Below are 24,134 nucleotides of genomic sequence, written 5' to 3' on the forward strand. Positions count from 1 at the left end.
GTGACAGGTGTCAAGCGGGTTAGGTCAGTAAGGGGGGGCGGGTCTCAGACGCCCCGGTGGAAAACCAGCTCGAGAACAAACTTGCTGCCGTAGAAGGCCAGCATCAGCAGTGCGCAGCCTGCCAGTGTCCAGCGACTGGCGGTGATGCCGCGCCAGCCTTTGGTGTAGCGGCCTACCAACAGTCCGACAAAAACCAGCAGGGACAGCAGGGAAAAAATGGTTTTGTGGGCCAGATCCTGAGCAAAAAGGTCTTCAATGAAAACAGCGCCAGTGACAATGGCGAGTACCAGCAGCACAACGCCCGCCCAGACCATTTCAAACAACAATGACTCCATGGTTTGCAGCGGTGGCAGGTTCCTTACCAGCAGGCTGTTGTAGTTGCGCTTGAGCTGCCGGTTCTGTACGTAAAGTAAAACCGCCTGTATGGCTGCCAGGGTAAACAGGCTGTATGCCGTGACTGACAGGGCAATGTGAGACAGCATGCCGTAGCTTTCTTCGGACACCAGGCGAGACGGCGTGTGGGTAATCAACGCCATGACAATGGTCAGTGCTGCAATCGGATAGGCCGCAATGAACAGGCTTTGCACGGGTTTGCTAAGGTTCAGTCCCAGCAGCAGGAAGACGATAAGCCAGGAGATCAGTACCGAGCTCTTGAAGAAACTGAAGTCGAAGCCGCCGTCCAGGTGTACAGTCTGGGCAATGAGCAGGCCGTGGCCGATCAGGGCAAGCACGCCGATCAGTGTGGTGACCGCCAGGTTGCTGTGCACCTTGCCACGTAAATGGAGGGCCTGAAGCGCGGTTCCAACGCTATAGAGGAAAAGTGCGGTAACCGCGAGAATCAGCGTTCCCATGACATCCTTAATCGTGTTGCCTGATGAAGTGAAATCGGCGCGGAGTTGTTCAGAGGCTCCGTAGTCTGGGTATAATGTCGCGATTATGCAACAGGAATCAAGCAGGCCGAGCTGGCTTCTTGATCTGTGTGAACAAATTCTCCGGGGTACGGAAGAGCAACATGTTTGAGAATCTCCAGGACCGGCTATCCGGTAGCTTGCGCAAGATCTCGGGCCAGGCGCGCCTGACTGACGACAATATCAAGGACACGCTCCGTGAAGTGCGGATGGCACTGCTGGAGGCTGATGTCGCCCTGCCGGTGGTCAAGGCCTTTATCGAAGGGGTTCGTGAGCGCGCGATTGGTCAGGAAGTTCAGCGCAGCCTGACCCCGGGCCAGGTCTTCGTTAAGGTTGTTCAGCAGGAGCTGGAACGGGTCATGGGTGAGGGCAATGAGTCCCTGAACCTGGCCACGCGTCCTCCGGCGGTCATTATGATGGCGGGCCTCCAGGGTGCGGGTAAAACCACAACGGTGGCCAAACTGTCCCGTTTCCTGAAAGAGCGTGAGAAAAAGTCCGTGCTGGTGGTCAGTGCCGATATCTATCGGCCGGCGGCTATCCGTCAGCTGGAGACGCTGGCCGGTGAGGTCGGCGTCGAATTTTTCCCGAGCACAACCGAGCAGGATCCGGTGGATATTGCCAACGGCGCCATCGAGGCCGCCCGCCGCAAGCATATCGACGTAGTGATACTGGATACTGCGGGTCGTCTGCACGTGGATGAGCAGATGATGGGTGAAATCGGCCGCCTGCATAAGGCGGTGAATCCGGTTGAAACCCTGTTTGTGGTTGATGCCATGACCGGTCAGGACGCGGCCAATACTGCCAAGGCGTTTAATGATGCGTTGCCGCTGACCGGTGTCGTGCTGACCAAGACCGATGGTGATGCCCGTGGTGGTGCGGCGCTGTCCGTTCGTCATATCACCGGCAAGCCAATCAAGTTCCTGGGTATTGGTGAAAAGTCAGACGCTCTGGAGCCTTTCTATCCTGATCGTGTTGCCTCCCGCATCCTTGGCATGGGGGATGTGCTCTCCCTGATTGAGGAAGCTGAGCGCAAACTGGATAGAAAGAAGGCCGAGAAGCTCACCAAGAAGATCAAGAAGGGTAAGGGGTTTGATCTGGAAGACTTCCGCGACCAACTCCAGCAAATGAAGAATATGGGCGGTATCGGCGGGCTGCTGGACAAGTTGCCGGGCATGGGGCAGATGGCGCAGATGGCGCAGGCCCAGGTTAACGATAAGTCGGTTGGTCAGATGGAAGCCATTATCTGCTCCATGACGCCAAAAGAGCGCCGTTATCCGGATGTCATCAATAACTCTCGCAAGCGTCGGATTGCCGCCGGTTCTGGTACCCAGATCCAGGACGTGAACCGTCTGCTCAAGCAGCACAAGCAGATGCAGAAGATGATGAAAAAGTTTGGCAAGAAGGGCGGGGTGGCTAACCTGATGCGCGGTATGGGTGGTATGATGCCGCCCGGCGGCGGTGGTGGCATGCCCCCGTTTGGCCGTATGTAAAAAGCCTTACATATAAAATGGGGAAACCGGTGGTTTCCCTGTTTTCATTGGCGCTTTTTTCGCATAGAATAGCGCCCCTTTCGAGTATGGGTCTTCCCGTCAGCCGTGAAACGGTGTGTCGGGAATCGTACAAAGTTCGTACAACAGAACAGGATATTGGTCGAAATGGTAACAATCCGTTTGGCTCGTGGCGGCTCCAAGAAGCGCCCGTTCTACCATCTGACAGTCACTGACAGCCGTAACTCCCGTGACGGCCGTTTCATTGAGCGTGTTGGTTTCTTTAACCCGATTGCCCGTGGTCAGGAAGAGCGTCTGCGTGTTAATCGTGAGCGCGTTGATTTCTGGCTGGGCCAGGGTGCACAGGCCAGTGAGCGTGTTGCTCAGCTGCTGAAGGCTGCTCAGTAATAGCATTGTTGGTACCGGGGTTGTAAAGGCATGACGCAGAATTCGCAGGAAACTGTGATCGGCCGGATCACCTCGGTGTTCGGGGTAAAGGGTTGGCTTAAGGTCTTCTCTTACACAGACCCGAAAGACGGAATACTGAACTACCGTGACTGGACTCTGCTCCTGGACGGCAAGCGTATTCCGATCAGGCTTGAGGAAGGTCGCCGCCAGGGGCAGGGGATCGTCGTCAGGCTTAAAGGTATTGATGATCGTGAAGTAGCCCGCACCTATTGCGGAGCGGAGATCCGGGTTCCCACCGAGCAACTGCCGGAACTGCCCGAAGGGGAGTTCTACTGGCATCAGCTGGAAGGTCTGGATGTCTTCACGGTAGAAGGTGAGTGCCTGGGTAAGGTGCATCACCTTCTGGAGACAGGCTCCAATGATGTCCTGGTGGTGCACGCTACGGCGGGCTCTATTGACCAGCGCGAGCGTCTGATTCCCTATCTGCCGGATCAAGTGGTTCAGCAGGTGGATCTCAAAGGCTCTCGCATGGTGGTTGACTGGGATCCGGAGTTCTGACGGGTGTGGATTGGCGCAGTCAGTCTGTTCCCGGATATGTTTTCTGCGGTGACGGATTACGGGATTACCGGGAGGGCAGTGCGTGAAGGTCTGTTGACCTTTCAGAGCTGGAATCCTCGGGATTACACCCACGATCGTCATCGCACGGTGGATGACCGGCCTTATGGTGGTGGTCCGGGGATGCTGATGAAAATTCAGCCTCTGCGGGACGCAATCCAGGCGGCCAGGGCATCGGCACCCGGCAAGGCCTGTGTGGTCTATCTTTCGCCGCAGGGTGAAAGGCTGGATCAGTCGGTGGTGGAGTCACTCGCCGCCGAGCAGCAGCTGATTCTCGTTGCCGGTCGTTATGAAGGTGTGGATGAGCGCCTGATTGCGGCAGAGGTCGACCGGGAGGTATCCCTTGGGGATTTCGTTCTCTCGGGTGGCGAGCTGGCAGCGATGGCTGTAATTGATGCGGTAACACGCCTCATCCCCGGAGCGCTGGGTCATGCGCAGTCGGCAGAGCAGGATTCCTTTGCCGACGGATTGCTGGATTGTCCGCACTACACCCGGCCCGAGGTTTACGAAGGTCAGGCGGTGCCGGAAGTTCTGTTGGGCGGTCACCATGAACAGATCCGGCGTTGGCGATTGAAAGAATCGTTGAGGCGAACCAGTGAGCGGCGCCCCGACCTGCTGGAAAAGCGGGAACTTACGGAAGAAGAGCGTCAGTTACTGGAAGAAATTTTGAACGAACCGGGTGCCTCTGAGTCATCAGGGCATTGAAAGATTGGGTATCAGGAGCATTACGATGAGCGGCAAGAACAACATCATCAGTCAACTTGAAGCAGAACAGATGACCAAGGAAATCCCTGCGTTCGCGCCGGGCGATACCGTGGTTGTACAGGTTCGCGTAACTGAGGGTAACCGTGAGCGTCTGCAGGCGTTTGAAGGCGTGGTTATCGGCAAGCGTAACCGTGGCATGAACTCTTCCTTCACTGTTCGTAAGATCTCTTACGGCGTGGGCGTTGAGCGTACTTTCCAGACCTACTCCAAGCTGATCGACAGCGTCAGTGTGAAGCGTCGTGGTGACGTGCGTCAGGCCAAGCTTTACTACCTGCGCGACCTGTCTGGTAAGGCAGCTCGTATCAAGGAAAAGCTTAACTGATTCAGATTCGTCTGTTCAGTACCAAAAAGCAGCCTCAAGGGGCTGCTTTTTTTATGGTTTAATGCCTGCGATGACTCCGGAATCGAAGAGGGTGCTGTGCCAAGGCCAGAAGATGAGCAGTTGATAGAGCGTTTCAGTGACGCGGTCTGGCTTGAGGATGGCCTTGGCGAGAAAACCCGGCAGGCCTATGCCAGTGATCTGTACCGTTTGTCCGGGTGGCTGGAGCAGCAAGCTGGGGCGCCAACCCTGCGCAGCGCACGACGCACAGATCTTCTGGCCTGGATGTCGCGGGGCTTGTCCGACGGCCTGAAAACCAGCACGGCGGCCCGCCGCCTGTCTGGTGTAAGGCGCTTCTATCGTTTTCTTTTGCGTGAAGGCATTATTGCCGAAGACCCAACGTTGCGGATTGACAGCCCTAGGTTGCCCCGGCGCTTGCCGGATACCCTGACCGAGGCCGACGTGGAGTCGCTGCTGACTGAGCCGGACCCGGAGCTGCCGGTAGAATTGCGGGATCGGGCCATGCTGGAGATTCTCTATGGCTGCGGACTTCGGGTTTCGGAGTTGACGGGGCTGACGGTGGACCAGGTCAACCTGAGGCAGGGCGTGGTTCGCATACAGGGCAAGGGCGGCAAGGAGCGTTTGGTGCCGCTGGGTGAAGAAGCTGTGGACTGGTTATTACAGTACATGCGGCAGGCCCGGGGCGAGCTGCTGCGAGGCAAAACCAGTGATGCCCTGTTTCCGGGCAATCGTGGCACCGCCATGACCCGGCAGGCCTTCTGGTATCGAATCCGGCATTATGCGATCCGCTGCGGAATCACCAAGCACCTTTCTCCTCATACGCTCAGGCATGCGTTCGCCACCCATTTGCTCAATCACGGGGCGGATCTTCGGGTGGTGCAGATGCTGTTGGGGCATTCAGATTTGTCGACCACCCAGATCTACACTCATGTTGCGCGGCAAAGATTGCAGGATCTTCATCAGGCCCATCACCCCAGGGGTTGACGGCGGCCGCTCCGGAGGCTGAACTAATCCGATTTTCCGGTGTCGCAGACACCACACAAACCGACAGAGGTAGTTTCAAGCTCATGAACATCAAATCAGTAGCAGTGTCCGTTGGATTGGCGCTGACCCTGGTCGGGGCGCCAGCCTCCCAGGCAGGCGAAGCCGAAGACCGCATTGCCCAGCGGCTCACCGAGGCGGTTCCCGGTCTCAAGGTGAACTCTGTTCGCGAATCTGAGGCAAAAGGGTTGTACGAAGTTCAGAGCAACAACGGCGACACCATCTACACCACGGAAGACGGCACCTATCTGCTGACGGGCGATCTGCTGAAAATCACCAAAAACGGCATTGCTAACGTTACTGAAGAATCCCGTGCGGGTTCCCGTAAGGACCTGATGGCGGATTATGGTGGCAAGGGCGTGATTTCGTATCCGGCCAAGGGTAAAGAGAAGGCGGTCGTTAATGTGTTTACCGATATCGATTGCCCCTATTGCCGGAAGTTGCACGATGAAGTGCCCCAGTTGAATGAGTACGGTATTACCGTCAATTACTACGCGTTTCCTCGTTCCGGGCCAGGTACGGCCTCCTTCAATAAATATATCTCGGTCTGGTGCGCTGACGATCAGCAGGCCGCTATGGATGCCGCCAAAGCGGGGCGTTCGGTAGAGCAGAAGAGTTGTGAGAACCCGGTGGCAGAGCAGTATCGTCTCGGCGGTCAGGTGGGTGTGACCGGCACGCCGGCTATTTTGCTGGAAGACGGCAATATGGTTCGGGGTTATGTGCCGGCCCGAAATCTGGCTGAGGGTCTCGGTATTCTGTGACCCTGTCGGTGTTCGTCGCCAGTCGTCATCTTTGTTGAAAGCGTGACCGATTCAGGGCTTATTCAGCCGGCCCTGAATCGGTATACTATGCCCCCTTATTGCAATCCATCAGCACCCCCATCGGGATCAGAGGTGAGAGCTTGAAAGACGTCAATGTCGGAATTTGCGGACTGGGAACCGTAGGCGGCGGTACATTCAATGTCCTGACTCGCAACGCCGAGATTATTGCGGGTCGTGCCGGCTGCAACATCCGGATTGCCCGGGTGGCGAGCCGCCATAGCCGCGATGACCTTGATCTGGGCAATGTCCCGTTCAGTACCGACATTTATGACGTGGTGAACGATCCTTCGATTGATATCGTGGTGGAGCTGATTGGTGGCTACGATGCGGCCAAAGAGCTGGTGCTGGCGGCCATTGCCAACGGCAAGCATGTGGTGACTGCCAACAAGGCCCTGATTGCCGTGCACGGTAATGAGATTTTCGACGCAGCGGAGAAGGCCGGCGTTGTGGTTGCCTACGAAGCCGGCGTTGCCGGCGGCATTCCGGTAATCAAGTCTGTGCGTGAGGGCCTGGCCGCCAACCGCATTGACACCATTGCCGGCATTATCAATGGCACCGGCAATTACATTCTCACCGAAATGCGCGCGGGCCGGGAATTTGGTGAAGTCCTCAAAGAAGCGCAGGCGCTGGGCTACGCGGAAGCGGATCCGACGTTCGATGTGGAAGGTATTGATGCCGCTCACAAACTGACCATCCTGGCGGCGTCCGGGTTCGGCGTTCCCCTTCAGTTTGAGAAAGGTTTTACCGAGGGAATTTCCGGTATTACTCCATATGATATTTCCCACGCAGAGTTGCTGGGGTACCGGGTGAAGCACCTGGGCATCGCCCGTCGTCGTGAAGACGGTATTGAACTGCGGGTGCATCCGACTCTGGTGCCACAGAGTCATCTGATTGCTCAGGTTGATGGCGTTCTTAACGCAGTCCTGGTGGATGGCGATGCTGTTGGCCAGACTATGTATTACGGTCCTGGTGCCGGGGATGAGGCTACAGCATCTGCGGTCATCGCAGACATCGTGGACGTCGCCCGTGCGGTGGCCAGCAACAGCCAGCAGCGCATTCCCTACCTCGGATTTACGCGGGACGCCCTGGAAGACCTGCCGGTGCTGCCAATGGAAGATGTCCAGTCGGCTTACTACCTGCGAATCCAGGCCTTTGACCATCCGGGTGTGTTGGCCAAGATTGCTGCCATTCTGAGTGAGCATGGCATCAACATCGAGTCAATCATGCAGAAAGAATCCGAATTCAAGGATGGCCGGATTCCGGTCATCATCCTGACCCACACGGTTCAGGAGCGCCAGATGAACCTGGCCATTGACGAGATGGAATCCCTCGCCGACATCGATGGCAAGGTTGTCCGTATTCGCGCAGAAAACTTTAACTGACAGGTACGCACGTGAGATACATCAGTACACGGGGTGAAGCTCCCGCACTGGGCTTTGAGGACGTTCTTCTGACCGGGCTGGCCACCGATGGTGGCCTCTATGTGCCGGAATCGTTGCCGCACTTCAGCCTGGAAGAAATTCGTAGCTGGCGTGGGCTTCCCTATGCGGAGCTGGCCTATAAAGTGATGTATCCGTTCGTAGAGGATGCCATCCCGGCGGACGACTTCCGCAAGATGCTGGATGAAACCTACAGCGTGTTCAGCCACCAGGCGGTGGCACCGCTGGTGCAGCTGGACACCAACGAGTGGGTGATGGAACTGTTCCGTGGCCCGACGCTGGCGTTCAAGGACTTTGCCCTGCAGCTGCTGGGCCGCTTGCTGGACTACGTTCTGGAGAAGCGCAACCAGCACGTTGTGATCATGGGGGCCACCTCCGGTGATACCGGTTCTGCTGCCATCGAGGGCTGCCGCCGGTGCGAGCACGTGGATATCTTTATCCTGCATCCGCATCAGCGAGTGTCTGAAGTGCAGCGCCGCCAGATGACTACGGTGCAGGGCGACAACATCCATAACATCGCAGTCAAAGGCAACTTCGACGACTGTCAGCGCATGGTGAAGGAGAGCTTCGGCAATCAGTCCTTCCTGGGCGGCAAAACCCAGCTGGCGGCGGTGAACTCCATCAACTGGGCCCGGATCATGGCCCAGATCGTGTACTACTTCCAGGCGTCTCTCGCTCTGGGTGGCCCGGACCGCAGCATGGCGTTCTCTGTGCCCACAGGCAACTTTGGCGATATTTTCGCCGGCTACCTGGCCAAGAAAATGGGGCTGCCCATCAGCCAGCTGGTGATTGCCACCAACCGCAACGATATCCTGCATCGCTTCATGAGCGGCAACAAGTATGAGCAGCACCAGCTGGAGCATACCCTGTCGCCGAGCATGGACATCATGGTGTCCAGCAACTTCGAGCGTCTGCTGTTTGATCTGCACGGCCGTGACGGCGCGGCGGTCAAAGCCTTGCTGGAAAATGCAGCCAAAGGCCCGGTCAGCATTGAAGACTACCGCTGGAAGCACGCCCGCAAGCTGTTCGACAGCGATGCGGTGGACGATAAAACCACCTGCGACACCATTCGTGACGTCTACGAGCAGAACGAATATCTGCTGGACCCGCACACCGCCATTGGCGTACGCGCTGCCCGCAACTGCCGCCGCGACTCTGCTGTGCCCATGATCACCCTCGGTACCGCGCATCCGGCCAAGTTCCCGGATGCCATTGCCGAATCCGGCCTGAGCGTGAAGCCGCAATTGCCGGCTCACATGGCTGATCTTTTCGAGCGGGAAGAGCGCTACACTGTGCTGGATAACAATGTGTCCGAGGTGCAGGGCTTTATCGCCAAGCATTGGAAGAACGCCTGATCCGGCATGACTCCTAAAAAGATCCTGCGTCGCCCCCAGCCGTCCGATGTGACGGGCTGGGGGCAAAACCTGCCTCCCATCCTTCGCCGTCTGTACGCCGCTCGCGGTGTGCAATCCGACGACCAGCTCCAGTACACCCTGAAACACCTGGCTTCGCCGATGCAGCTTCGCGGTATTGATCGCGCAGTTGAACTGCTGGCCGAGGCCATAGTGCAGAAACAGCGGGTAATGGTGCTGGGGGACTTCGATGCCGATGGGGCCACCAGTACTTCGGTGGCTATGCTGGGTTTGTCTATGCTCGGTGTGGCGGCGATTGATTTCCGGGTGCCCAGCCGATTCTCTGATGGCTACGGCCTGACACCCGGCATCATCCACCGGTTGCAGGAAGACGGGGATTTGCCGGATCTTCTGGTGACCGTCGACAACGGCATCTCCGCCACCGAAGGCGTGCGTGCTGCCCGGGAGTTGGGCATCAAAGTGGTTATCACCGACCACCATCTGGCCGGAGAAGAGTTGCCAGATGCCGATGCCATTGTGAACCCCAATCAACCCGGTTGCCCGTTCCTGAGCAAAAATGCGGCGGGAGTGGGCGTGATGTTCTACGTGCTCACGGCGCTGCGTAAGCACCTGCGAGACAACAACCGGCTGCCGGACCCGGAGCCTAACCTGGGTAGCCTGCTGGACCTGGTGGCCCTGGGTACCGTGGCCGACGTGGTTCCGCTGGACCATAACAACCGCATCTTTGTGGAGCAGGGCATCCGCCGCATCCGCAAAGGTGAAGCCCGACCGGGCATCCTGGCCCTGCTGGAAGTAGCCGGCCGCGACTACACCGAAATCAGCGCCACCGATCTGGGCTTTGTGGTTGGCCCGCGCCTGAACGCTGCCGGCAGGCTGGACGACATGAGTATCGGCATCGCCTGCCTGCTCGCCGACAGTCGCGACGAAGCGCTGCGCCTGGCCCGGGAACTGGATAACTTCAACCGCGAACGCCGCACCATTGAAAAAGACATGAAAGCCCAGGCCCAGGACCTGTTGGCCTCCATGTCCCTCGATATTGACGGCTTGCCCTGGGGTCTGGCCCTGTTCGATCAGGACTGGCACCAGGGCGTGATCGGCATCCTGGCGGCCCGCATCCGCGAACAGACCCATCGCCCTACCATTGCTTTTGCGCCCGACGACGACGGCGAACACCTGAAAGGCTCTGCCCGATCCATCCCCGGCCTGCACATCCGGGATGCGCTGGCCGTGGTCGATGCGAAGAATCCGGGCTTGATGAAAAAATACGGCGGCCACGCCATGGCCGCCGGCATGACCATCGCCCGGGACGACCTCGAACGTTTCAGCAACGCCTTCGACCAGGCCGTGCGTGACACGTTGAAATCGGAAGACCTGGAAGCCGCCATCACCACTGACGGCCCACTGGCTCCGGAAGAGCTGAACCTGGACACCGCCTACCTGCTCAAACGCGCCGGCCCCTGGGGCCAGCACTTCCCCGAGCCGGTGTTTGACGGTGAATTCCGGGTAGTGAGCCAGCGGATTGTCGGCGAGAACCATCTGAAGCTGGTGCTGCAGCCGGTTGAGGGCGGCGGCATTATTGATGGCATCGCCTTCAACACCGGGCCGGAAGTGCCGGACTTTACCCGGAGTGGGGCGCGGGTGGTTTATAAGCCGGATGCCAATACGTTCCGGGGGCGGACTAATTTGCAGCTTCTGGTGGATTATCTGGAGCCTTTGGGCTGATTAGGCTTGCTGATTTAACCCGCAAATTCCGGTAGAATCCGCCCTCTGTTTTTATCGCACCATTTTCCAAAGCGAGACAAGGTTTCATGGAAATTAATCCCATAGTGACGAAGATCAAAGAGCTTCGCGAGCGCACTGAAGCGCTGAGGGGGTATCTTTGACTACGATCAGCGAAGTGAACGCCTGACCGAAGTCGAACGCGAACTCGAACAACCCACCGTCTGGGACGATCCCGAGCGGGCCCAGGCATTGGGCAAAGAGCGCTCAGACCTTGAACTGATCGTTAAAACCATCGACAACCTCACCAACGGCCTGGCCGATGCAGAAAGCCTGCTCGACATGGCGGTGGAAGAGGACGACGAAGGCACTGTCCAGGAAATCGAAGCCGATCTCGAAAACCTTGATAAAGAACTCGAGAAGCTCGAATTCCGCCGCATGTTCTCCGGCGAAATGGACGCCAACAACGCCTACCTGGATATCCAGGCCGGCTCCGGCGGCACTGAAGCCCAGGACTGGGGCAACATGCTGTTGCGCATGTACCTGCGCTGGGCCGAGCGTCGTGGCTTCAAGGCCGAAATCGTTGAACTGCAGGAAGGTGAAGTGGCCGGCATCAAGAGTGCCACCATCCACATCCAGGGCGACTACGCTTACGGCTGGCTACGCACAGAAACCGGCGTACACCGCCTGGTGAGGAAATCCCCGTTTGATTCCGGCAACCGTCGCCATACCTCTTTCTCTTCCGTGTTTGTATCACCGGAAGTGGACGACAGCTTCGAAATCGAGATCAACCCGGCGGATCTGCGGGTCGATGTGTATCGCGCTTCCGGCGCCGGTGGTCAGCACGTAAACCGGACCGAATCCGCAGTGCGACTGACCCACAACCCCACGGGCATCGTGGTGGCCTGTCAGGCCGGCCGAAGCCAGCACCAGAACAAAGACCAGGCCATGAAGCAGCTCAAGGCCAAGCTCTTTGAACTGGAAATGCAGAAGCGTAACGAAGAGAAACAGAAAGCCGAAGACTCGAAGTCTGACATCGGCTGGGGTAGCCAGATCCGTTCCTACGTGCTGGACGACAGCCGTATCAAAGACCTGCGCACCAAGGTGGAAACCAGCAACACCCAGTCGGTGTTGGATGGTGACATCGACAAGTTTATTGAAGCCAGTCTGAAGATGGCGCTGTAGACGGCGTCATCCAAACCAAACCGGACCATTCCGACTTCTTTAGTGAGCCAAGATGACTGAACAGACCCAGAACGCCGCACAGCATGAGGATAACAAGCTGATTGCCGAGCGCCGCGCCAAACTGGCTGCGCTGCGCGAGCAGGGCAATCCGTTCCCAAATGACTTCCGTCGCGATGCCACCGCCGCCGAACTGCAGGCGAAATACGGTGATAAATCCAAGGAAGAGCTGGAAGGTCTGGGCATCAAGGTGGCCATTGCCGGCCGCATGATGCTCGACCGCAAGGCGTTCAAGGTGGTTCAGGACATGACCGGCCGCATCCAGATCTATGCCTCCAAGGATGTCCAGAAAGACACCAAGCACTGGGATATGGGCGACATCGTGGGCGTGCGTGGTACCCTGTCGAAATCCGGCAAGGGCGACCTGTATGTGACCATGGACGAATACGTACTGCTGACCAAGTCACTGCGCCCGCTGCCGGAGAAGCACAAGGGGCTGACTGACACCGAAGCCCGCTATCGGCACCGGTACGTGGACCTGATGGTGAACGAGGACAGCCGCCGTGTGTTCCATGCCCGGTCGAAGATCATCAACGCCATGCGCCAGTACTTCGCCGAGCGTGATTTCATGGAGGTGGAAACCCCCATGTTGCAGGTGATTCCGGGTGGCGCCACCGCCCGTCCGTTCGTGACCCATCACAACGCTCTGGGCATCGACATGTATCTGCGCATTGCTCCGGAACTGTTCCTCAAGCGCCTGGTGGTCGGCGGCTTTGAGCGAGTGTTCGAAATCAACCGTAACTTCCGCAACGAAGGGCTGTCTACCCGGCACAACCCCGAGTTCACCATGGTCGAGTTCTACCAGGCCTACGCCGATTACAACGACCTGATGGACCTGACCGAAGACATGCTGCGTACCATCACCCAGAAGGTGCTGGGTACCACCACTGTAATCAACACACGGGTACTGAAAGACGGTAGCGAAGAGACCATCGAATACGATTTCGGCAAGCCGTTCGAGCGCCTCACGGTGGTCGACGCCATCCTGCGCTACAACCCGGACATCACCCGTGAGCAAATGGCTGACGACGCACAGGCCCGAGAAGTGGCCAAGAACCTGGGTATCCACGTGAAAGACATCTGGGGCCTGGGCAAGGTGCAGATCGAAATCTTCGAAGCCACCGCCGAGCATCGCCTCACCCAGCCGACGTTCATCACCGAGTACCCGAAAGAAGTGTCGCCTCTGGCTCGCTGCAAAGACAGCGATCCGTTTGTGACCGAGCGCTTTGAGTTCTTCGTGGGCGGTCGCGAGATTGCCAATGGCTTCTCCGAGCTGAACGATGCCGAAGACCAGGCCGAACGCTTCCAGGCCCAGGTGGCTGAGAAAGACGCCGGCGACGACGAAGCCATGTTCTACGATGACGACTATGTCATGGCCCTCGAATACGGTTTGCCGCCGACCGCTGGTGAAGGTATCGGCATCGACCGCCTGGCCATGCTGCTGACCAACTCGCCATCCATCCGCGACGTCATCCTGTTCCCGGCCATGCGCCCGGAGCACAAGGCGGAACAGAAACCGGAAAGCGAGTAAGCCCATGCACCCTGCCGAGGCACTGGCTCAACAACTGAAGCCCGGCCGCGGCTGGGACCAGTGGCTGGCGGATGAGTTCCGCCAGCCCTACATGCGGCAACTGACCGAATTCCTCGCCGCCGAGGAACAGGCCGGCAAGGTTCTGTATCCCCCCAGCACCCACTGCTTCAATGCCCTCAACAGCACACCGCTGGCGAACGTAAACGTAGTGATTCTTGGCCAGGACCCCTACCACGGCCCCGGCCAGGCCCATGGTTTGTGCTTTTCCGTGCGCCCTCAGGTTCCGCCACCACCGTCCCTGGTCAATATCTTCAAGGAAATCGAAACCGACCTGGGCATTGCGCCACCGGATCACGGCTGCCTGCAGCCCTGGGCAGAGCAGGGCGTGCTGCTACTCAACAGCGTCCTCACGGTCGAGCAGAGCAATGCCGGCGCCCATCAAGGCAAGGGGTGGGAGCAGTTTACCGACAAGGTGATCGAAGTCATCAACCGGGAGCGCGACAACGTGGTCTTCCTGTTGTGGGGCAGCTACGCCAAGAAAAAGGGCCAGCACATTGACCGGAACCGCCACCTGGTTCTGGATGGCCCACACCCGTCACCGCTCAGTGCCTACCGTGGATTCTTTGGTTGCCGGCATTTCTCGAAGGCTAACGAATGGCTGAGGGAGCAGGGCAGGCCCTCCGTTGATTGGGCATTGCCAAGCAAAGCTGCGTTGATTGCCAAGTATAAACAGTGACGCGCTGACGAAGGCGGTCGGCAGACTCCCGAAGAAAGCCGGAACCTATTGAAGCAGCGCCATAGCTGCTTCCATCTGCGCATTCAGATCCTCTTCCTCGCTCATATCGATATTCGGATCCAGTCCCAGCCGATCGAACGCAGAAATCTTCGTCCAGTCCATCTCGTTCCAGGGATGATCGCTCCCGGCAACCAGCTGCAGGTTGGCCACCATCACCAGATCGGCATAATCTGCTGCCGGCACCTCACGCTGGAAGTTGGCGTATTCCAGAGGCACATTCTGCAGTTCCTTCGGAAAATCCCATTTTTTCAGAATCATAGAGCCAATACGTGGGTGCAGCTCATCAATCACATTGTCCAGCATGATGCTGCTGATCTGGATATCCTGATCCTCCACATAACGCAGAATCGGCAGAATACCGATCAGGTGCACCAGGCCAGCCAGCGTTGCCTGATCCGCCTTCAGGCGGGTGTAATGTTGCGCCAGAACATGGCACACGCCCGCCACTTCGGTGCTGGTCTGCCAGGTGGCGCGCAGGCGCTTGTCGATCATATCTGATGTGGCCTGGAACATCTGTTCCATCGCCAGCCCCATGGCCAGATTACTGGTGTAAGCCATACCCAGCCGGCTGACCGCCATGTTCAGGTTCTCGATGGCACGGCTGCCGCGAAACAGCGGGCTATTGCACACCCGGATGATACGGGCCGACAGCGCGGTATCGTTGCTGATGACCTTCACCAGATCAGCAATGGCAGAGTCTTCGGACTCGGCAATCTCCCGTACCTGAAGCGCTACCTCAGGCAGGGTTGGAAGTACCAGCTTGTCGTTTTCAATGGCAGCCGTCAGGTCAGACTTGATGGTTTCAACAATATTGGCCATGGTCAGTTAGGTTCCACTTGTCTGGAGGCATCCCGCGTACGGGGATAAAACCGGTATGTGTTTTAATTTATAGCAAATTTTTCCGGTATTTCCTGTCAACTTATGTATCAGCCTGTTCGGCTTGCTCTCGTTCCGGAACCGGATAGGGTATCGGCCGCATCTCAAGTTGCAGGCCCTCATGACCGTCTACGCCCAGGTGCTTGCTGGCCGAATCATGTCGGATCACCGCCAGCATTTCTCCCTGCTGCTCACCAGTCAGTACCGAATTAACCACCTCGCCCACGGCACTGCCATCGGCGATCAGTCGGGTACCGGGTTGTGGCGCGGCGTCTGTACCGGTGAAAGCGACCCGGAACAGGCTTTTCTTTAACTGGCCGAGGAAATGCATTCGCGCGATCACTTCCTGTCCGGTGTAACAGCCTTTCTTGAAGTGAATGCCTTGCAGGTGCTGAAGGTTGAGCATCTGGGGAACATAGGCTTCCCGGGTTGCTGCGGTCAGCCAGGGTACGCCGGCGCGGATCTCCGAGGCCTGCCAGGTCGGCATAGGCAGTTCGGAGGTGGGCGGCAACGCAGGCTGGGCATCGGTTTGCCAGAGTTCGAAGCGAGCGAGGTGGTTGCTGTCATCTTCGACACGAATCAGGTACCCGTTATCGGTACTTAACACCTGACCGGGGCGGGTCAGTTCGTCTGTGGCCGCGCCGGCAACCTGTCGGGCGGTCTCGATCCCCAGTAGACCGGTGATCCGGCCCGAGTCAAGAACGGCAAGCGATGTGCCCCGGAACAGCATCAGGTACTTGTTCAGGTGCTGAACGGTGTCTTCTGCGGTCTCCCGCTCCAGGCTGAGTAGCAAGTCTTCGCCATCCCGGAGCAGTCGGGTAATGCAGTAGGCTCTGCCCTTCGGGGTGCAGGCTGCTGCCCTGAGCGACTGTCCGGCAGTGACTTCGTCCACACTCTGGCTGAACTGGCCCTGGACAAACTTGTCGGTACCCGGCCCGCTGATTCTGGCCAGAACCCGGTCGGTCAGATGAGCCCAACCCTCGTGAGTGGGATTGGCTGGCGTTTCGGTATTGGCGTTGGTCATCGAAAACTCCGGATGGAATCGGGGGTTCACCGTGAAATAGCTGCTGGCCCTGCCACGAGCCACATGCGCAGCCGACGGAATGCCTGTTCGGAAACATTGCCACGACATAGCCGGGAAGGGCTGAGCAGGATCGCGGTCATGGTGTCTGATCTGGTGACAACGGACTCTACTTTCAAGATCAGAAAGGATGCACCGAGGGAGCTGCAGCCGCAAACTCTGGTGGTAACTTCCCGGCCATCGGCCAACTGGCATCGAAGATGCCGGTCGTCAGTTGTCAGGCGGATAATGGCATTGGCTCCAAGGAGCCGGCCACAACGTCGGAAGTCCTGCCAGCCCAGAAGCAGGGAAACCGGTAACAAAACCAGTGCCAGCGGGTCGACGGACCGGCCGATTGCCAGTAGTACGGCAGACAACGCCAACCAGGGCAGGCTGGCGCAAATACCCGCGGCCCTCGAGGACGCCAGGTTCAGCTCAATCGGGCTGGACACGGTTCAGGATCATGTCAACGATGTGACGAAGATCCGGGTCCTCCGGCTTGCTGCGCTGCATGAACCACTCGAACATGTCCGTATCCTCGCAACTCAACAGCTTGCGGTAGCGGGCCTGGTCTTCCACTGAAAGATCCCGGTATACCTCTTCAAGGAACGGGAGCAGCAGAACGTCCAGTTCCAGCATGCCGCGGCGGCTGTGCCACCACAGGCGATGAAATTCAGTGTGATCCTGAGAAGTATTGGTTTCGGACATAACGGATTCTGCCTTTGGAAACGGAGTAAGGCCCGGTCTCAGGGAGACGGGGTGCGGTAAGTCGTCGGCACCAGCACGGTATCCTGGGCGTCATTCAGCAGGCCCGGATAATCCAGTGTGTAATGCAGGCCTCGGCTTTCCTTGCGTTGCAGTGCCGAGCAGATGATGAGGTCGGAGACTGTGACCAGGTTGCGCAGCTCGATCAGGTCATTGGAGACCCGGTAGTTACTGTAAAACTCGCCGATTTCACGGGACAGCAAATCAACCCGGTGTTTCGCCCGCTGCAGGCGTTTGGTGGTTCGGACGATGCCGACATAGTCCCACATGAAGTGCCGAAGTTCGTCCCAGTTATGGGAGATGATGACGTCTTCGTCGGAGTCCCGCACCTGGCTTTCGTCCCAGTCCGGGGCTGACGGTGGTGGTGGAATGTCAGCCTCCCTGCGGGTGATGTCCTGAGCCGCGGCCCGGCCATAGACCAGACATTCCAGCAACGAGTTGCTGGCCATGCGGTTGGCGCCGTGCAGGCCGGTGAAGGCAGCTTCGCCAACGACATAGAGTTGGTTGATGTCGGTACGCGCCCGTTCATCACTGACAATTCCGCCGCAGGTATAATGGGCAGCAGGCACCACGGGGATCGGTTCGCGGGTAATGTCGATCCCGAAGCTCAGGCACTTTTCGTAAATGGTCGGGAAGTGCTGTTTGATGAAGTCGGCCGGCTTATGGCTGATATCCAGGAACAGGTGGTCTGCGCCCAGGCGCTTCATCTCATGGTCAATGGCCCTGGCAACAATGTCACGGGGCGCCAGTTCCGCCCGTTCATCAAACCGGTCCATGAACCGACTGCCGTCCGGCAGCCGGAGCACGCCACCTTCGCCCCGAACCGCCTCGGTAATCAGGAAGGACTTGGCGTGCGGGTGGTACAGGCAGGTGGGGTGGAACTGATTGAACTCCATGTTGGCAACACGGCAACCGGCTCGCCAGGCCATGGCAATTCCATCTCCGGAAGCGCCGTCCGGATTGGTCGTGTAGCGATACGCCTTGGAGGCGCCGCCGGTGGCAATGACGGTGAACCTGGCTCGAAACAGTTCCACATGATTGTCTTCGAGATTCAGGATGTAGGCGCCGACGCAGCGGTTGCCGGGAAGCGCAAGCTTGCGGTTGGTAATCAGGTCCACAGCCACCCGGCCGGCTTTCAGGTGAATATTCGGCCTGGCCTGGGCCTGGCTCGCCAGGGTGGTGGAAACCGCGTGGCCGGTGGCATCGGCGGCGTGGATAATCCGGCGATGGCTATGGCCGCCTTCGCGGGTGAGGTGGTAGTCCTCGCCATCGTCCTGCCTGGTGAACTTCACGCCGGAGTCGATCAGCCACTTGATGCTTTCCTTGCTGTGTTCCACGGTAAAGCGGACCGCATCCTCGTGGCACAGACCGCCGCCCGCGTTGAGGGTGTCCTGTATGTGATTCTCCACGGAATCGGTATCGTCCAGAACCGCAGCGATGCCTCCCTGGGCCCAGAGGGTGGCGCCAGAGCTGATATCGGCTTTGCTGATGACGCAAACCCGCAAGTGCTCCGGAAGATTCAGCGCAACGGTAAGGCCGGCAGCGCCGCTGCCGATGATCAGAACATCGTATTCGTAGGACTGTGGCATTGAGTCGTGGTCGCGGGCCATAATGTGGACGTGTATTGAACTAAACTTTACGCTTGCTGTCTATTTGGGCTAACGGATAACCCTGTCAGCCGGGTGCGGTCTGCATCAAGGGTTAGTGAACGAACGCTGGAACAGCCCAATGACACAAGCCACTCGTATCGAGGCCAGACCACTGGCTCCCAAAACAGGACTTTCTGTTGCTTCGTCCATGACGCCTGAAAATGACTGGAAACCCGGTGAGCAGTCCGACAGCCAGACGGATCTGCAGTTGGTTCGCAAGGTCCGGAACGGAGATCGTGCGGCCTTCGATCTGCTGGTGGTGAAATACCAGTCCAGGGTCGCGTCTATTATCAGCCGCTATGTCTACGACAGCCAGGAAGTCATGGATCTGACTCAGGAAACCTTTGTCAAAGCCTTCCGCGCGATTGATCGCTTTCGCGGCGACAGCGCGTTTTACACCTGGTTGTACCGGATTGCCGTAAACACCGCCAAGAATTTCCTTGAGGCCCGCGGCAGGCGGCCCCAGGGATCGGCGGATGTCACCGATGCGGAAAACTTTGATGATGGCGGCCGACTGCGTGACCCGGCCTCGCCGGAGCGGTTGCTGCAGAGAGAACAGCTGCAGAAAGCTCTTGCGGAAGCCATTGCCAGCCTGCCGGAGGAACTGCGGTCGGCGTTCCTGCTCAGGGAATACGATGGCCTGAGTTATGAAGATATTGCCCGGATACTGGAGTGCCCCATAGGTACCGTGCGCTCAAGAATTTTCCGGGCGCGGGACTCGGTGGATCGCCACCTTGGCCCGCTTCTTGATCAGTCAGTAACGTGAATGAGGTTGCATCCTATGGATGAGCGTCTCAGAGAAACACTGTCTTCGATGATGGATGACGAGGCCGATGAGCTATCGGTTCGTCGGTTGTTGTCACATGGCAACCAGGAGGACGTGCGCGGCCAGTGGCAGCGATGGCAGCAGATACGTGATCTGATGCACGAGCAGCACGGTCCTGCCGATGGTATTGATGTTGCCGGCGCGGTGAGGGAAGCGCTCGATGGCCATGCTCGCTCAGAACAGGCCCGGTCGCCGGTGGAGGTGCCCAGGGTGTCGGTCTGGCGCTGGCCGGTGGCCGCCATGGTGTTCATGGCGTTGATTGTGGGCTTCGGCGCCGGAGCCGGCTGGGATACCCGCACCGGAGTACCTGTTCAGGCACTGGCCGGCGGCAGTGCCGAGCCTTCAGCCTCTGCGGTAACGCTGTCGGCGGCGGTTGAGGAAGTGGCACTACAGCGGCTGGACGAAGACCAGTTGCGCCAGATGCGTCAGTACCTGCTTGAGCATGCCCAGCACAACAGCGTGGGTGCAGGTCGTGGCTCGGTGGGTTACGCCCGCCTGGTCAGCGCCAGTGGTAACTATTGAACCGGGAGCATGGGTTTATGAATAACCGGGTATCCAGCAGGTCGGTATTCGGAGCGGTTGCCGCTCTTGTGGCTCTGCTGTGCCTGTTGATCAATCCGGTGAGGGCCGAGTTGGCCAGCGAGACAAAGAAAAGCGGTGAAGCCCCGGCGGCCATGGCCTGGCTGGAGCGGCTTGGCCCTGCACTCAACATGACATCGTACCGCGGGGTCTTTGTTTATGCCCGGGGCGATCAGGTACATTCCATGCGCATCGCCCACCGTTACCGGAACGGGCGTGTTGAGGAACGCCTGGTGATGCAGGACGGCGGCAGTGGTGAAATCGTCCGTAAAGGCATGAACGTGGTCTGTGTATTGCCTGACCGGGGCAGGGTCCGGCTGGACGAGGTGATTCCTTCCGGCCCGTTCGCAGAAGCGTTTACCAGTCAGTTGATGCCGTTTGGCCGCTGGTATCTGCCTGAACTGGCGGGTGAAGACCGGGTCGCCGGCTACGATGTGGTGATCGTGGCGCTCGGGGCCCGGGATGATGATCGCTACAGCCACCGCCTCTGGCTGGAAAAAGAGACGGGGCTACTGGTCAAGAGCCAGGTGCGGGATGTAAACGGTGAGGTACTGGAGCATTTTCAGTTCACCGATCTTGAGATCACTGACGATATTTCCGACGAGGAACTCGAGGTTCAGACCCGTGGTCGTGAGATTAGCCGTACCCTGGACGATGGCCGGAAACAGGAGTCATCGGTTGGCCGGATGAATGGCTGGACTCTGTCCTGGCAGCCGGAGGGCTTTGTGCCGGCGGCTGCACCACGTTCGGGCAGTGGCAAGGCCGTGGCGTTCTCCGATGGCCTGGCTGCGTTTTCCGTATTTGTCGAGCCTGTCGGGCGGCTGAAAATGCCGACAGGCGCTTCCCGTATCGGGGCAACCACCATCTACATGCGCGAAGTCATGGTCTCTGATCGCCCCTTCCTGGTAGCGGTGGTTGGTGAAATTCCGCCGGGCACTGCACGAAAGGTCGCAGATGCCGTGGAAGTGGATGACGATTTCGTAGCTGAGCTGTCCGGTCATGATCACGGAAACCGGTAAAGTCGTGGCCCTGGTGGGTGATCAGGTTTGGGTTCAGACGATAAGAACCAGTGCCTGTCAGAGTTGCTCAGCCCGCTCGGGCTGCGGGCAGCGAGCCCTGGCTGCGGTATCCGGTGGCCGGGCGAATCAGGTACTGGTAGATAATTCCGTGGGCGCCCGGGTGGGCGATGAAGTGGTCATCGGGCTGGATGAACAGTCGCTGCTGAATGCCTCGCTGATTATTTACGGTTTGCCGTTGGTGCTGATGGTGCTTGCCAGTGTGATGGCGCATAACTGGGCCGCGGGGTCAGACCTGGGCGCCATAGCCGGAGCGGTGGCAGGCCTGGGCGTCGGATTCTGGCTGGTGCAGCGTTGGCAGGCCGGGGCCGGTGATCGCTACCAGCCGCGGTTGTTGAGGGTAAAGACAATTCCATCCTCGACATGTCCATGATCCCTACCGTTTTTTAAGTTGAAAATTCACGCCCCAGCCCCAGAATAGCTCTATAAACGCAAGTAAAATCAGGGGGTTCTACATGCCAGAAAAAAATATAGAAGCTGCCCGTATGCCTTCCCTGGCCAGGCCCGGGGCCATGCTGGGCGTTCTGCTGATGCTGGCTGCCATGGTGTCGGTATTCTGGAGCCAGGGCGTCGCAGCCAGAGGCCTGCCGGATTTCACTGAGCTGGTGGAAGATAACTCCAGTGCGGTGGTGAATATCAGCACTACGACGGATCCGGGCAGCCAGAGCTCTGGCTTCCATGGGCTCCCTTTTGATGAAAGGCAACTGGAGCAGTTGCCGCCTTTCCTTCAGGATTTCTTCCGCGGCCCGCAGTCTCCTTTTGGTGGGTCCCCTCGGCCGCAGCAGCCGCGCAGGAGCATGGGCTCCGGCTTTATTGTGTCAGCGGATGGTTACGTACTGACCAACAATCACGTGGTTGAGGGTGCCGATGAAGTGATTGTGCGCCTGAATGACCGCCGCGAATTTTCCGCCACTATCGTGGGTACCGATCCCCGCTCGGATATGGCGGTTCTCAAAATCGAGAATGGTGAAGACCTGCCGGTGGTCAGCGTTGGACGTTCCCGGGATCTGAAAGTCGGCGAATGGGTTTTCGCGATCGGCTCGCCATTCGGGTTTGACTACACGGTGACGGCGGGCATTGTCAGTGCTCTGGGCCGCTCGCTGCCATCCGAGAACTACGTGCCGTTTATCCAGACCGACGTTGCCATTAACCCCGGTAACTCCGGTGGCCCGCTGTTCAACCTGGAAGGCGAAGTGGTGGGCATAAACTCCCAGATTTACACCCGCTCCGGCGGCTTCATGGGGGTGTCGTTCGCCATTCCGATTGACGATGCCATGAACGTATTCCGCCAGCTCCGTGACAAAGGTACCGTCGCCCGGGGTTGGTTGGGCGTGCTTATTCAGGAAGTGAACCGGGATCTGGCCGAGAGCTTCGGACTGCGCCGTCCCCGCGGCGCGTTGATTGCCGAAGTGATGCCGGATTCACCGGCGGAAAAGGGTGGCCTTGAGGCCGGTGATATTGTGCTGGAATACAATGGCGAAGATGTTCAGTTGTCCTCTGACCTGCCGCCCATGGTTGGCCGCACACCGGTAGGTGAATCGGCGCGCCTGACGGTATTGCGCGGTGGTGATGAAATCACCCTCGACGTGGCAATTGGCAAGTTGCCGGAAGACGGCGATGACGCTGCCCAGCCCTCCACCGGTAGCCGCGACAACAGCGCGGGCGCACCGCTTGGGTTGTCCGTTGAGCCACTGGCTCCCGAGACTGCTCGCTCCATCGGCGTGGAAGGCGGTGTTGTAGTCGCCGGCGTAGATCGTGGCCCGGCGTTTGAGGCTGGTATTCGTGCCAGGGACATCATTACCGAGATCAACCGCCAGCAGATTCGCTCGGTGGAGGACTTCCGGTCGGTGGTCCGCGACTTGCCGGAAAACCGGGCGGTCTCGGTCCGGATTGTAAGGCAGGGTCGGGCAATCTACCTGGTCATGAAGCCCTGAGTCGATAACCACATTTCAAGTAAAAGTGGGCCCCCGGCGTGTCAGTACACGTTCGGGGGCTTTTGATTTTTAAACCATATTTTGTCCGTTTTGGGCGAGCACTATAAAAGCTATTCGATGCTTTGTGCCCGTCAAGTTGACCCGGGATTTCTGTCATTAACGATTAAGCCGCTTTTTAAACAAAAGCGAACATTCGGATGGCCTCAGAGATCCCCGGCTCTTTCTGCCTTGGTTGGGCGCTTGGTCATTTCTCAAGAACCCGGCAAACGATCAAATGGACTAACTGTTCCAGCTCTTCGATCGCCAATAATGTGGGTGTAGATTTCAGTCGTCCGAATATCGCTGTGGCCGAGGATTTCCTGGACCGTTCGGATATCACTTCCCGATCTCAGTAGCTCGGTGGCAAAAGCGTGGCGAAAAGTATGCGCCGAGGAGTCTTCGACATCTTGTAGTGCAGGTTTTCGATCTCCCTTTTCAGCATATTCTTGTAAAGGAAAATTATGGCGCAGAGTGCCTGGTTTTGGGTGGCGGGGCTGACCCCTCGATTTACGGCGAGATGATTCAGGAAACGCTCAATTTCGCGATTACCCATCACCTCAGGGTGCTTCTTGTCATTGAACAGAATGAACTGGCGGACCCAGTAGAGATAGGTTTTCTCTGTTCGATAGCTGTACTGCTTCGTCCTGATTTCTGTGCGAACCGATTGCAGAAACGGTGATTTTGACACAGTCGCCCCTCCGTGGCTGAGTGCTGTGTATGTATACAGTTATAATGAAAAAGCCTCGGGAATGCCAAAAATTCTGCGGTTTGATTTGCATAAGGCCGCACACTTTTCACAGAGCACCCTAGTAGCCCATTGATTTAGAGACGGAAATTTTTGGCCT

At 58.2% G+C, this 24,134-nt stretch carries 26 protein-coding genes; 18 read left to right on the top strand and 8 right to left on the bottom strand.

The annotated features are described in order from the left end of the window. Positions 1-44: 44 nt before the first annotated feature. A complete protein-coding gene (locus JIF53_RS07145) occupies positions 45-851 on the bottom strand; it encodes a cytochrome C assembly family protein (protein ID WP_014420738.1) in 807 nt (268 codons plus the stop codon). Between the two features lie 161 nt (positions 852-1,012). Here JIF53_RS07145 and ffh point away from each other — a divergent pair, with 161 nt between their 5' ends. The 13 genes from ffh to ung all read left to right on the top strand — a co-directional run bounded on the left by ffh (position 1,013) and on the right by ung (position 14,425). Next, positions 1,013-2,398 carry a signal recognition particle protein gene (gene ffh, locus JIF53_RS07150; RefSeq protein ID WP_014420740.1) on the top strand — a complete coding sequence of 462 codons (1,386 nt, stop codon included), beginning with the start codon at positions 1,013-1,015 and terminating at the stop codon, positions 2,396-2,398. Positions 2,399-2,563: 165 nt separating this feature from the next. After that, positions 2,564-2,803, top strand: a complete 240-nt coding sequence (gene rpsP / locus JIF53_RS07155; protein ID WP_011785745.1) for a 30S ribosomal protein S16 — start codon at positions 2,564-2,566, stop codon at positions 2,801-2,803. A gap of 30 nt (positions 2,804-2,833) precedes the next feature. Further along, positions 2,834-3,361, top strand: a complete 528-nt coding sequence (rimM, locus tag JIF53_RS07160; RefSeq protein WP_011785744.1) for a ribosome maturation factor RimM — start codon at positions 2,834-2,836, stop codon at positions 3,359-3,361. 3 nt (positions 3,362-3,364) lie between these two features. Then, on the top strand, positions 3,365-4,123 hold the full coding sequence (gene trmD, locus JIF53_RS07165; RefSeq protein WP_014420741.1) for a tRNA (guanosine(37)-N1)-methyltransferase TrmD: 759 nt from the start codon (positions 3,365-3,367) through the stop codon (positions 4,121-4,123). A 25-nt stretch (positions 4,124-4,148) separates the two neighbouring features. Further along, complete coding sequence (gene rplS / locus JIF53_RS07170) at positions 4,149-4,505, top strand: 50S ribosomal protein L19 (protein WP_011785742.1); 357 nt, start codon at positions 4,149-4,151, stop codon at positions 4,503-4,505. A gap of 96 nt (positions 4,506-4,601) precedes the next feature. Then, positions 4,602-5,507: a site-specific tyrosine recombinase XerD gene (xerD, locus tag JIF53_RS07175; RefSeq protein ID WP_011785741.1), complete on the top strand. Its 906-nt coding sequence runs from the start codon at positions 4,602-4,604 to the stop codon at positions 5,505-5,507. 83 nt (positions 5,508-5,590) lie between these two features. After that, positions 5,591-6,325, top strand: coding sequence for a DsbC family protein (locus JIF53_RS07180; RefSeq protein ID WP_153741547.1), 735 nt, complete (start codon positions 5,591-5,593; stop codon positions 6,323-6,325). A gap of 140 nt (positions 6,326-6,465) precedes the next feature. Then, positions 6,466-7,767 (top strand): homoserine dehydrogenase, encoded by a 1,302-nt coding sequence (locus JIF53_RS07185; protein WP_114434400.1) that lies wholly within the window; start codon positions 6,466-6,468, stop codon positions 7,765-7,767. A gap of 11 nt (positions 7,768-7,778) precedes the next feature. After that, positions 7,779-9,179 carry a threonine synthase gene (gene thrC / locus JIF53_RS07190; protein ID WP_011785738.1) on the top strand — a complete coding sequence of 467 codons (1,401 nt, stop codon included), beginning with the start codon at positions 7,779-7,781 and terminating at the stop codon, positions 9,177-9,179. Between the two features lie 6 nt (positions 9,180-9,185). Continuing rightward, complete coding sequence (gene recJ / locus JIF53_RS07195) at positions 9,186-10,919, top strand: single-stranded-DNA-specific exonuclease RecJ (RefSeq protein ID WP_199452152.1); 1,734 nt, start codon at positions 9,186-9,188, stop codon at positions 10,917-10,919. An 86-nt stretch (positions 10,920-11,005) separates the two neighbouring features. Then, positions 11,006-12,101 (top strand): peptide chain release factor 2 gene (gene prfB, locus JIF53_RS07200; protein WP_113879872.1). Its coding sequence is split into 2 segments (ribosomal slippage): positions 11,006-11,077 and positions 11,079-12,101, totalling 1,095 coding nucleotides; the frame shifts between segments, so codons are not numbered across the junction. 52 nt (positions 12,102-12,153) lie between these two features. Continuing rightward, positions 12,154-13,689, top strand: coding sequence for a lysine--tRNA ligase (lysS, locus tag JIF53_RS07205; protein WP_199452153.1), 1,536 nt, complete (start codon positions 12,154-12,156; stop codon positions 13,687-13,689). A 4-nt stretch (positions 13,690-13,693) separates the two neighbouring features. Continuing rightward, positions 13,694-14,425, top strand: a complete 732-nt coding sequence (gene ung / locus JIF53_RS07210; protein WP_199452154.1) for a uracil-DNA glycosylase — start codon at positions 13,694-13,696, stop codon at positions 14,423-14,425. A 45-nt stretch (positions 14,426-14,470) separates the two neighbouring features. Here ung and JIF53_RS07215 read toward each other — a convergent pair whose 3' ends face one another. The 5 genes from JIF53_RS07215 to nadB form a co-directional block, all read right to left on the bottom strand. Continuing rightward, on the bottom strand, positions 14,471-15,304 hold the full coding sequence (locus tag JIF53_RS07215) for an HDOD domain-containing protein (protein WP_011785733.1): 834 nt from the start codon (positions 15,302-15,304) through the stop codon (positions 14,471-14,473). A gap of 100 nt (positions 15,305-15,404) precedes the next feature. Continuing rightward, entirely contained in the window at positions 15,405-16,385 is a 981-nt protein-coding gene (locus JIF53_RS07220; RefSeq protein ID WP_199452155.1) for a YgfZ/GcvT domain-containing protein, read from the bottom strand. Positions 16,386-16,411: 26 nt separating this feature from the next. Continuing rightward, entirely contained in the window at positions 16,412-16,873 is a 462-nt protein-coding gene (locus JIF53_RS07225; RefSeq protein WP_199452156.1) for a hypothetical protein, read from the bottom strand. Continuing rightward, positions 16,857-17,129, bottom strand: coding sequence for a succinate dehydrogenase assembly factor 2 (locus JIF53_RS07230; RefSeq protein WP_141067759.1), 273 nt, complete (start codon positions 17,127-17,129; stop codon positions 16,857-16,859). The genes JIF53_RS07225 and JIF53_RS07230 overlap by 17 nt, the downstream gene beginning before the upstream one ends. Positions 17,130-17,167: 38 nt before the next feature. Next, positions 17,168-18,775 (bottom strand): L-aspartate oxidase, encoded by a 1,608-nt coding sequence (nadB, locus tag JIF53_RS07235; RefSeq protein ID WP_181800070.1) that lies wholly within the window; start codon positions 18,773-18,775, stop codon positions 17,168-17,170. Between the two features lie 208 nt (positions 18,776-18,983). On the opposite strand from nadB, the gene rpoE reads away from it, so the two are divergent. The 5 genes from rpoE (at position 18,984) to JIF53_RS07260 (ending at position 23,250) form a co-directional block, all read left to right on the top strand. Next, positions 18,984-19,601 (top strand): RNA polymerase sigma factor RpoE, encoded by a 618-nt coding sequence (gene rpoE, locus JIF53_RS07240; RefSeq protein ID WP_011785728.1) that lies wholly within the window; start codon positions 18,984-18,986, stop codon positions 19,599-19,601. A 15-nt stretch (positions 19,602-19,616) separates the two neighbouring features. Next, positions 19,617-20,183, top strand: a complete 567-nt coding sequence (locus JIF53_RS07245) for a sigma-E factor negative regulatory protein (RefSeq protein ID WP_141067760.1) — start codon at positions 19,617-19,619, stop codon at positions 20,181-20,183. A gap of 17 nt (positions 20,184-20,200) precedes the next feature. Next, positions 20,201-21,259 carry a MucB/RseB C-terminal domain-containing protein gene (locus JIF53_RS07250; protein ID WP_199452157.1) on the top strand — a complete coding sequence of 353 codons (1,059 nt, stop codon included), beginning with the start codon at positions 20,201-20,203 and terminating at the stop codon, positions 21,257-21,259. Next, positions 21,240-21,689, top strand: a complete 450-nt coding sequence (locus JIF53_RS07255; RefSeq protein WP_023008837.1) for a SoxR reducing system RseC family protein — start codon at positions 21,240-21,242, stop codon at positions 21,687-21,689. The genes JIF53_RS07250 and JIF53_RS07255 overlap by 20 nt, the downstream gene beginning before the upstream one ends. Positions 21,690-21,801: 112 nt before the next feature. Continuing rightward, positions 21,802-23,250, top strand: coding sequence for a DegQ family serine endoprotease (locus tag JIF53_RS07260; RefSeq protein WP_323127157.1), 1,449 nt, complete (start codon positions 21,802-21,804; stop codon positions 23,248-23,250). Between the two features lie 251 nt (positions 23,251-23,501). Here the strand turns inward: JIF53_RS07260 and JIF53_RS19770 are convergent, their stop codons facing one another. Then, on the bottom strand, positions 23,502-23,642 hold the full coding sequence (locus JIF53_RS19770; RefSeq protein WP_227499572.1) for a tyrosine-type recombinase/integrase: 141 nt from the start codon (positions 23,640-23,642) through the stop codon (positions 23,502-23,504). After that, positions 23,639-23,977, bottom strand: coding sequence for a site-specific integrase (locus tag JIF53_RS07265; RefSeq protein ID WP_416234184.1), 339 nt, complete (start codon positions 23,975-23,977; stop codon positions 23,639-23,641). Before JIF53_RS07265 ends, JIF53_RS19770 begins: the two co-directional genes overlap by 4 nt. Positions 23,978-24,134: the final 157 nt, after the last annotated feature.

Source organism: Marinobacter sp. bablab_jr008 (assembly GCF_016464145.1).
Taxonomy (GTDB): Bacteria; Pseudomonadota; Gammaproteobacteria; order Pseudomonadales; family Oleiphilaceae; genus Marinobacter; species Marinobacter nauticus.

What these genes read in the sequence shown, in the direction of transcription:
- rpsP (WP_011785745.1), top strand. Translation starts at nt 2,564, where the DNA reads ATGGTAACAATCCGTTTGGCTCGTGGCGGCTCCAAGAAGCGCCCGTTC.
- JIF53_RS07250 (WP_199452157.1), top strand. Translation starts at nt 20,201, where the DNA reads ATGAATAACCGGGTATCCAGCAGGTCGGTATTCGGAGCGGTTGCCGCT.
- recJ (WP_199452152.1), top strand. Translation starts at nt 9,186, where the DNA reads ATGACTCCTAAAAAGATCCTGCGTCGCCCCCAGCCGTCCGATGTGACG.
- JIF53_RS07255 (WP_023008837.1), top strand. Translation starts at nt 21,240, where the DNA reads ATGATCACGGAAACCGGTAAAGTCGTGGCCCTGGTGGGTGATCAGGTT.
- rimM (WP_011785744.1), top strand. Translation starts at nt 2,834, where the DNA reads ATGACGCAGAATTCGCAGGAAACTGTGATCGGCCGGATCACCTCGGTG.
- JIF53_RS07230 (WP_141067759.1), bottom strand. Translation starts at nt 17,129, where the DNA reads ATGTCCGAAACCAATACTTCTCAGGATCACACTGAATTTCATCGCCTG.
- rplS (WP_011785742.1), top strand. Translation starts at nt 4,149, where the DNA reads ATGAGCGGCAAGAACAACATCATCAGTCAACTTGAAGCAGAACAGATG.
- ffh (WP_014420740.1), top strand. Translation starts at nt 1,013, where the DNA reads ATGTTTGAGAATCTCCAGGACCGGCTATCCGGTAGCTTGCGCAAGATC.
- JIF53_RS07260 (WP_323127157.1), top strand. Translation starts at nt 21,802, where the DNA reads ATGCCTTCCCTGGCCAGGCCCGGGGCCATGCTGGGCGTTCTGCTGATG.
- JIF53_RS07220 (WP_199452155.1), bottom strand. Translation starts at nt 16,385, where the DNA reads ATGACCAACGCCAATACCGAAACGCCAGCCAATCCCACTCACGAGGGT.
- nadB (WP_181800070.1), bottom strand. Translation starts at nt 18,775, where the DNA reads ATGCCACAGTCCTACGAATACGATGTTCTGATCATCGGCAGCGGCGCT.
- ung (WP_199452154.1), top strand. Translation starts at nt 13,694, where the DNA reads ATGCACCCTGCCGAGGCACTGGCTCAACAACTGAAGCCCGGCCGCGGC.
- lysS (WP_199452153.1), top strand. Translation starts at nt 12,154, where the DNA reads ATGACTGAACAGACCCAGAACGCCGCACAGCATGAGGATAACAAGCTG.
- JIF53_RS07145 (WP_014420738.1), bottom strand. Translation starts at nt 851, where the DNA reads ATGGGAACGCTGATTCTCGCGGTTACCGCACTTTTCCTCTATAGCGTT.
- JIF53_RS07180 (WP_153741547.1), top strand. Translation starts at nt 5,591, where the DNA reads ATGAACATCAAATCAGTAGCAGTGTCCGTTGGATTGGCGCTGACCCTG.
- JIF53_RS07245 (WP_141067760.1), top strand. Translation starts at nt 19,617, where the DNA reads ATGGATGAGCGTCTCAGAGAAACACTGTCTTCGATGATGGATGACGAG.
- JIF53_RS07215 (WP_011785733.1), bottom strand. Translation starts at nt 15,304, where the DNA reads ATGGCCAATATTGTTGAAACCATCAAGTCTGACCTGACGGCTGCCATT.
- rpoE (WP_011785728.1), top strand. Translation starts at nt 18,984, where the DNA reads ATGACGCCTGAAAATGACTGGAAACCCGGTGAGCAGTCCGACAGCCAG.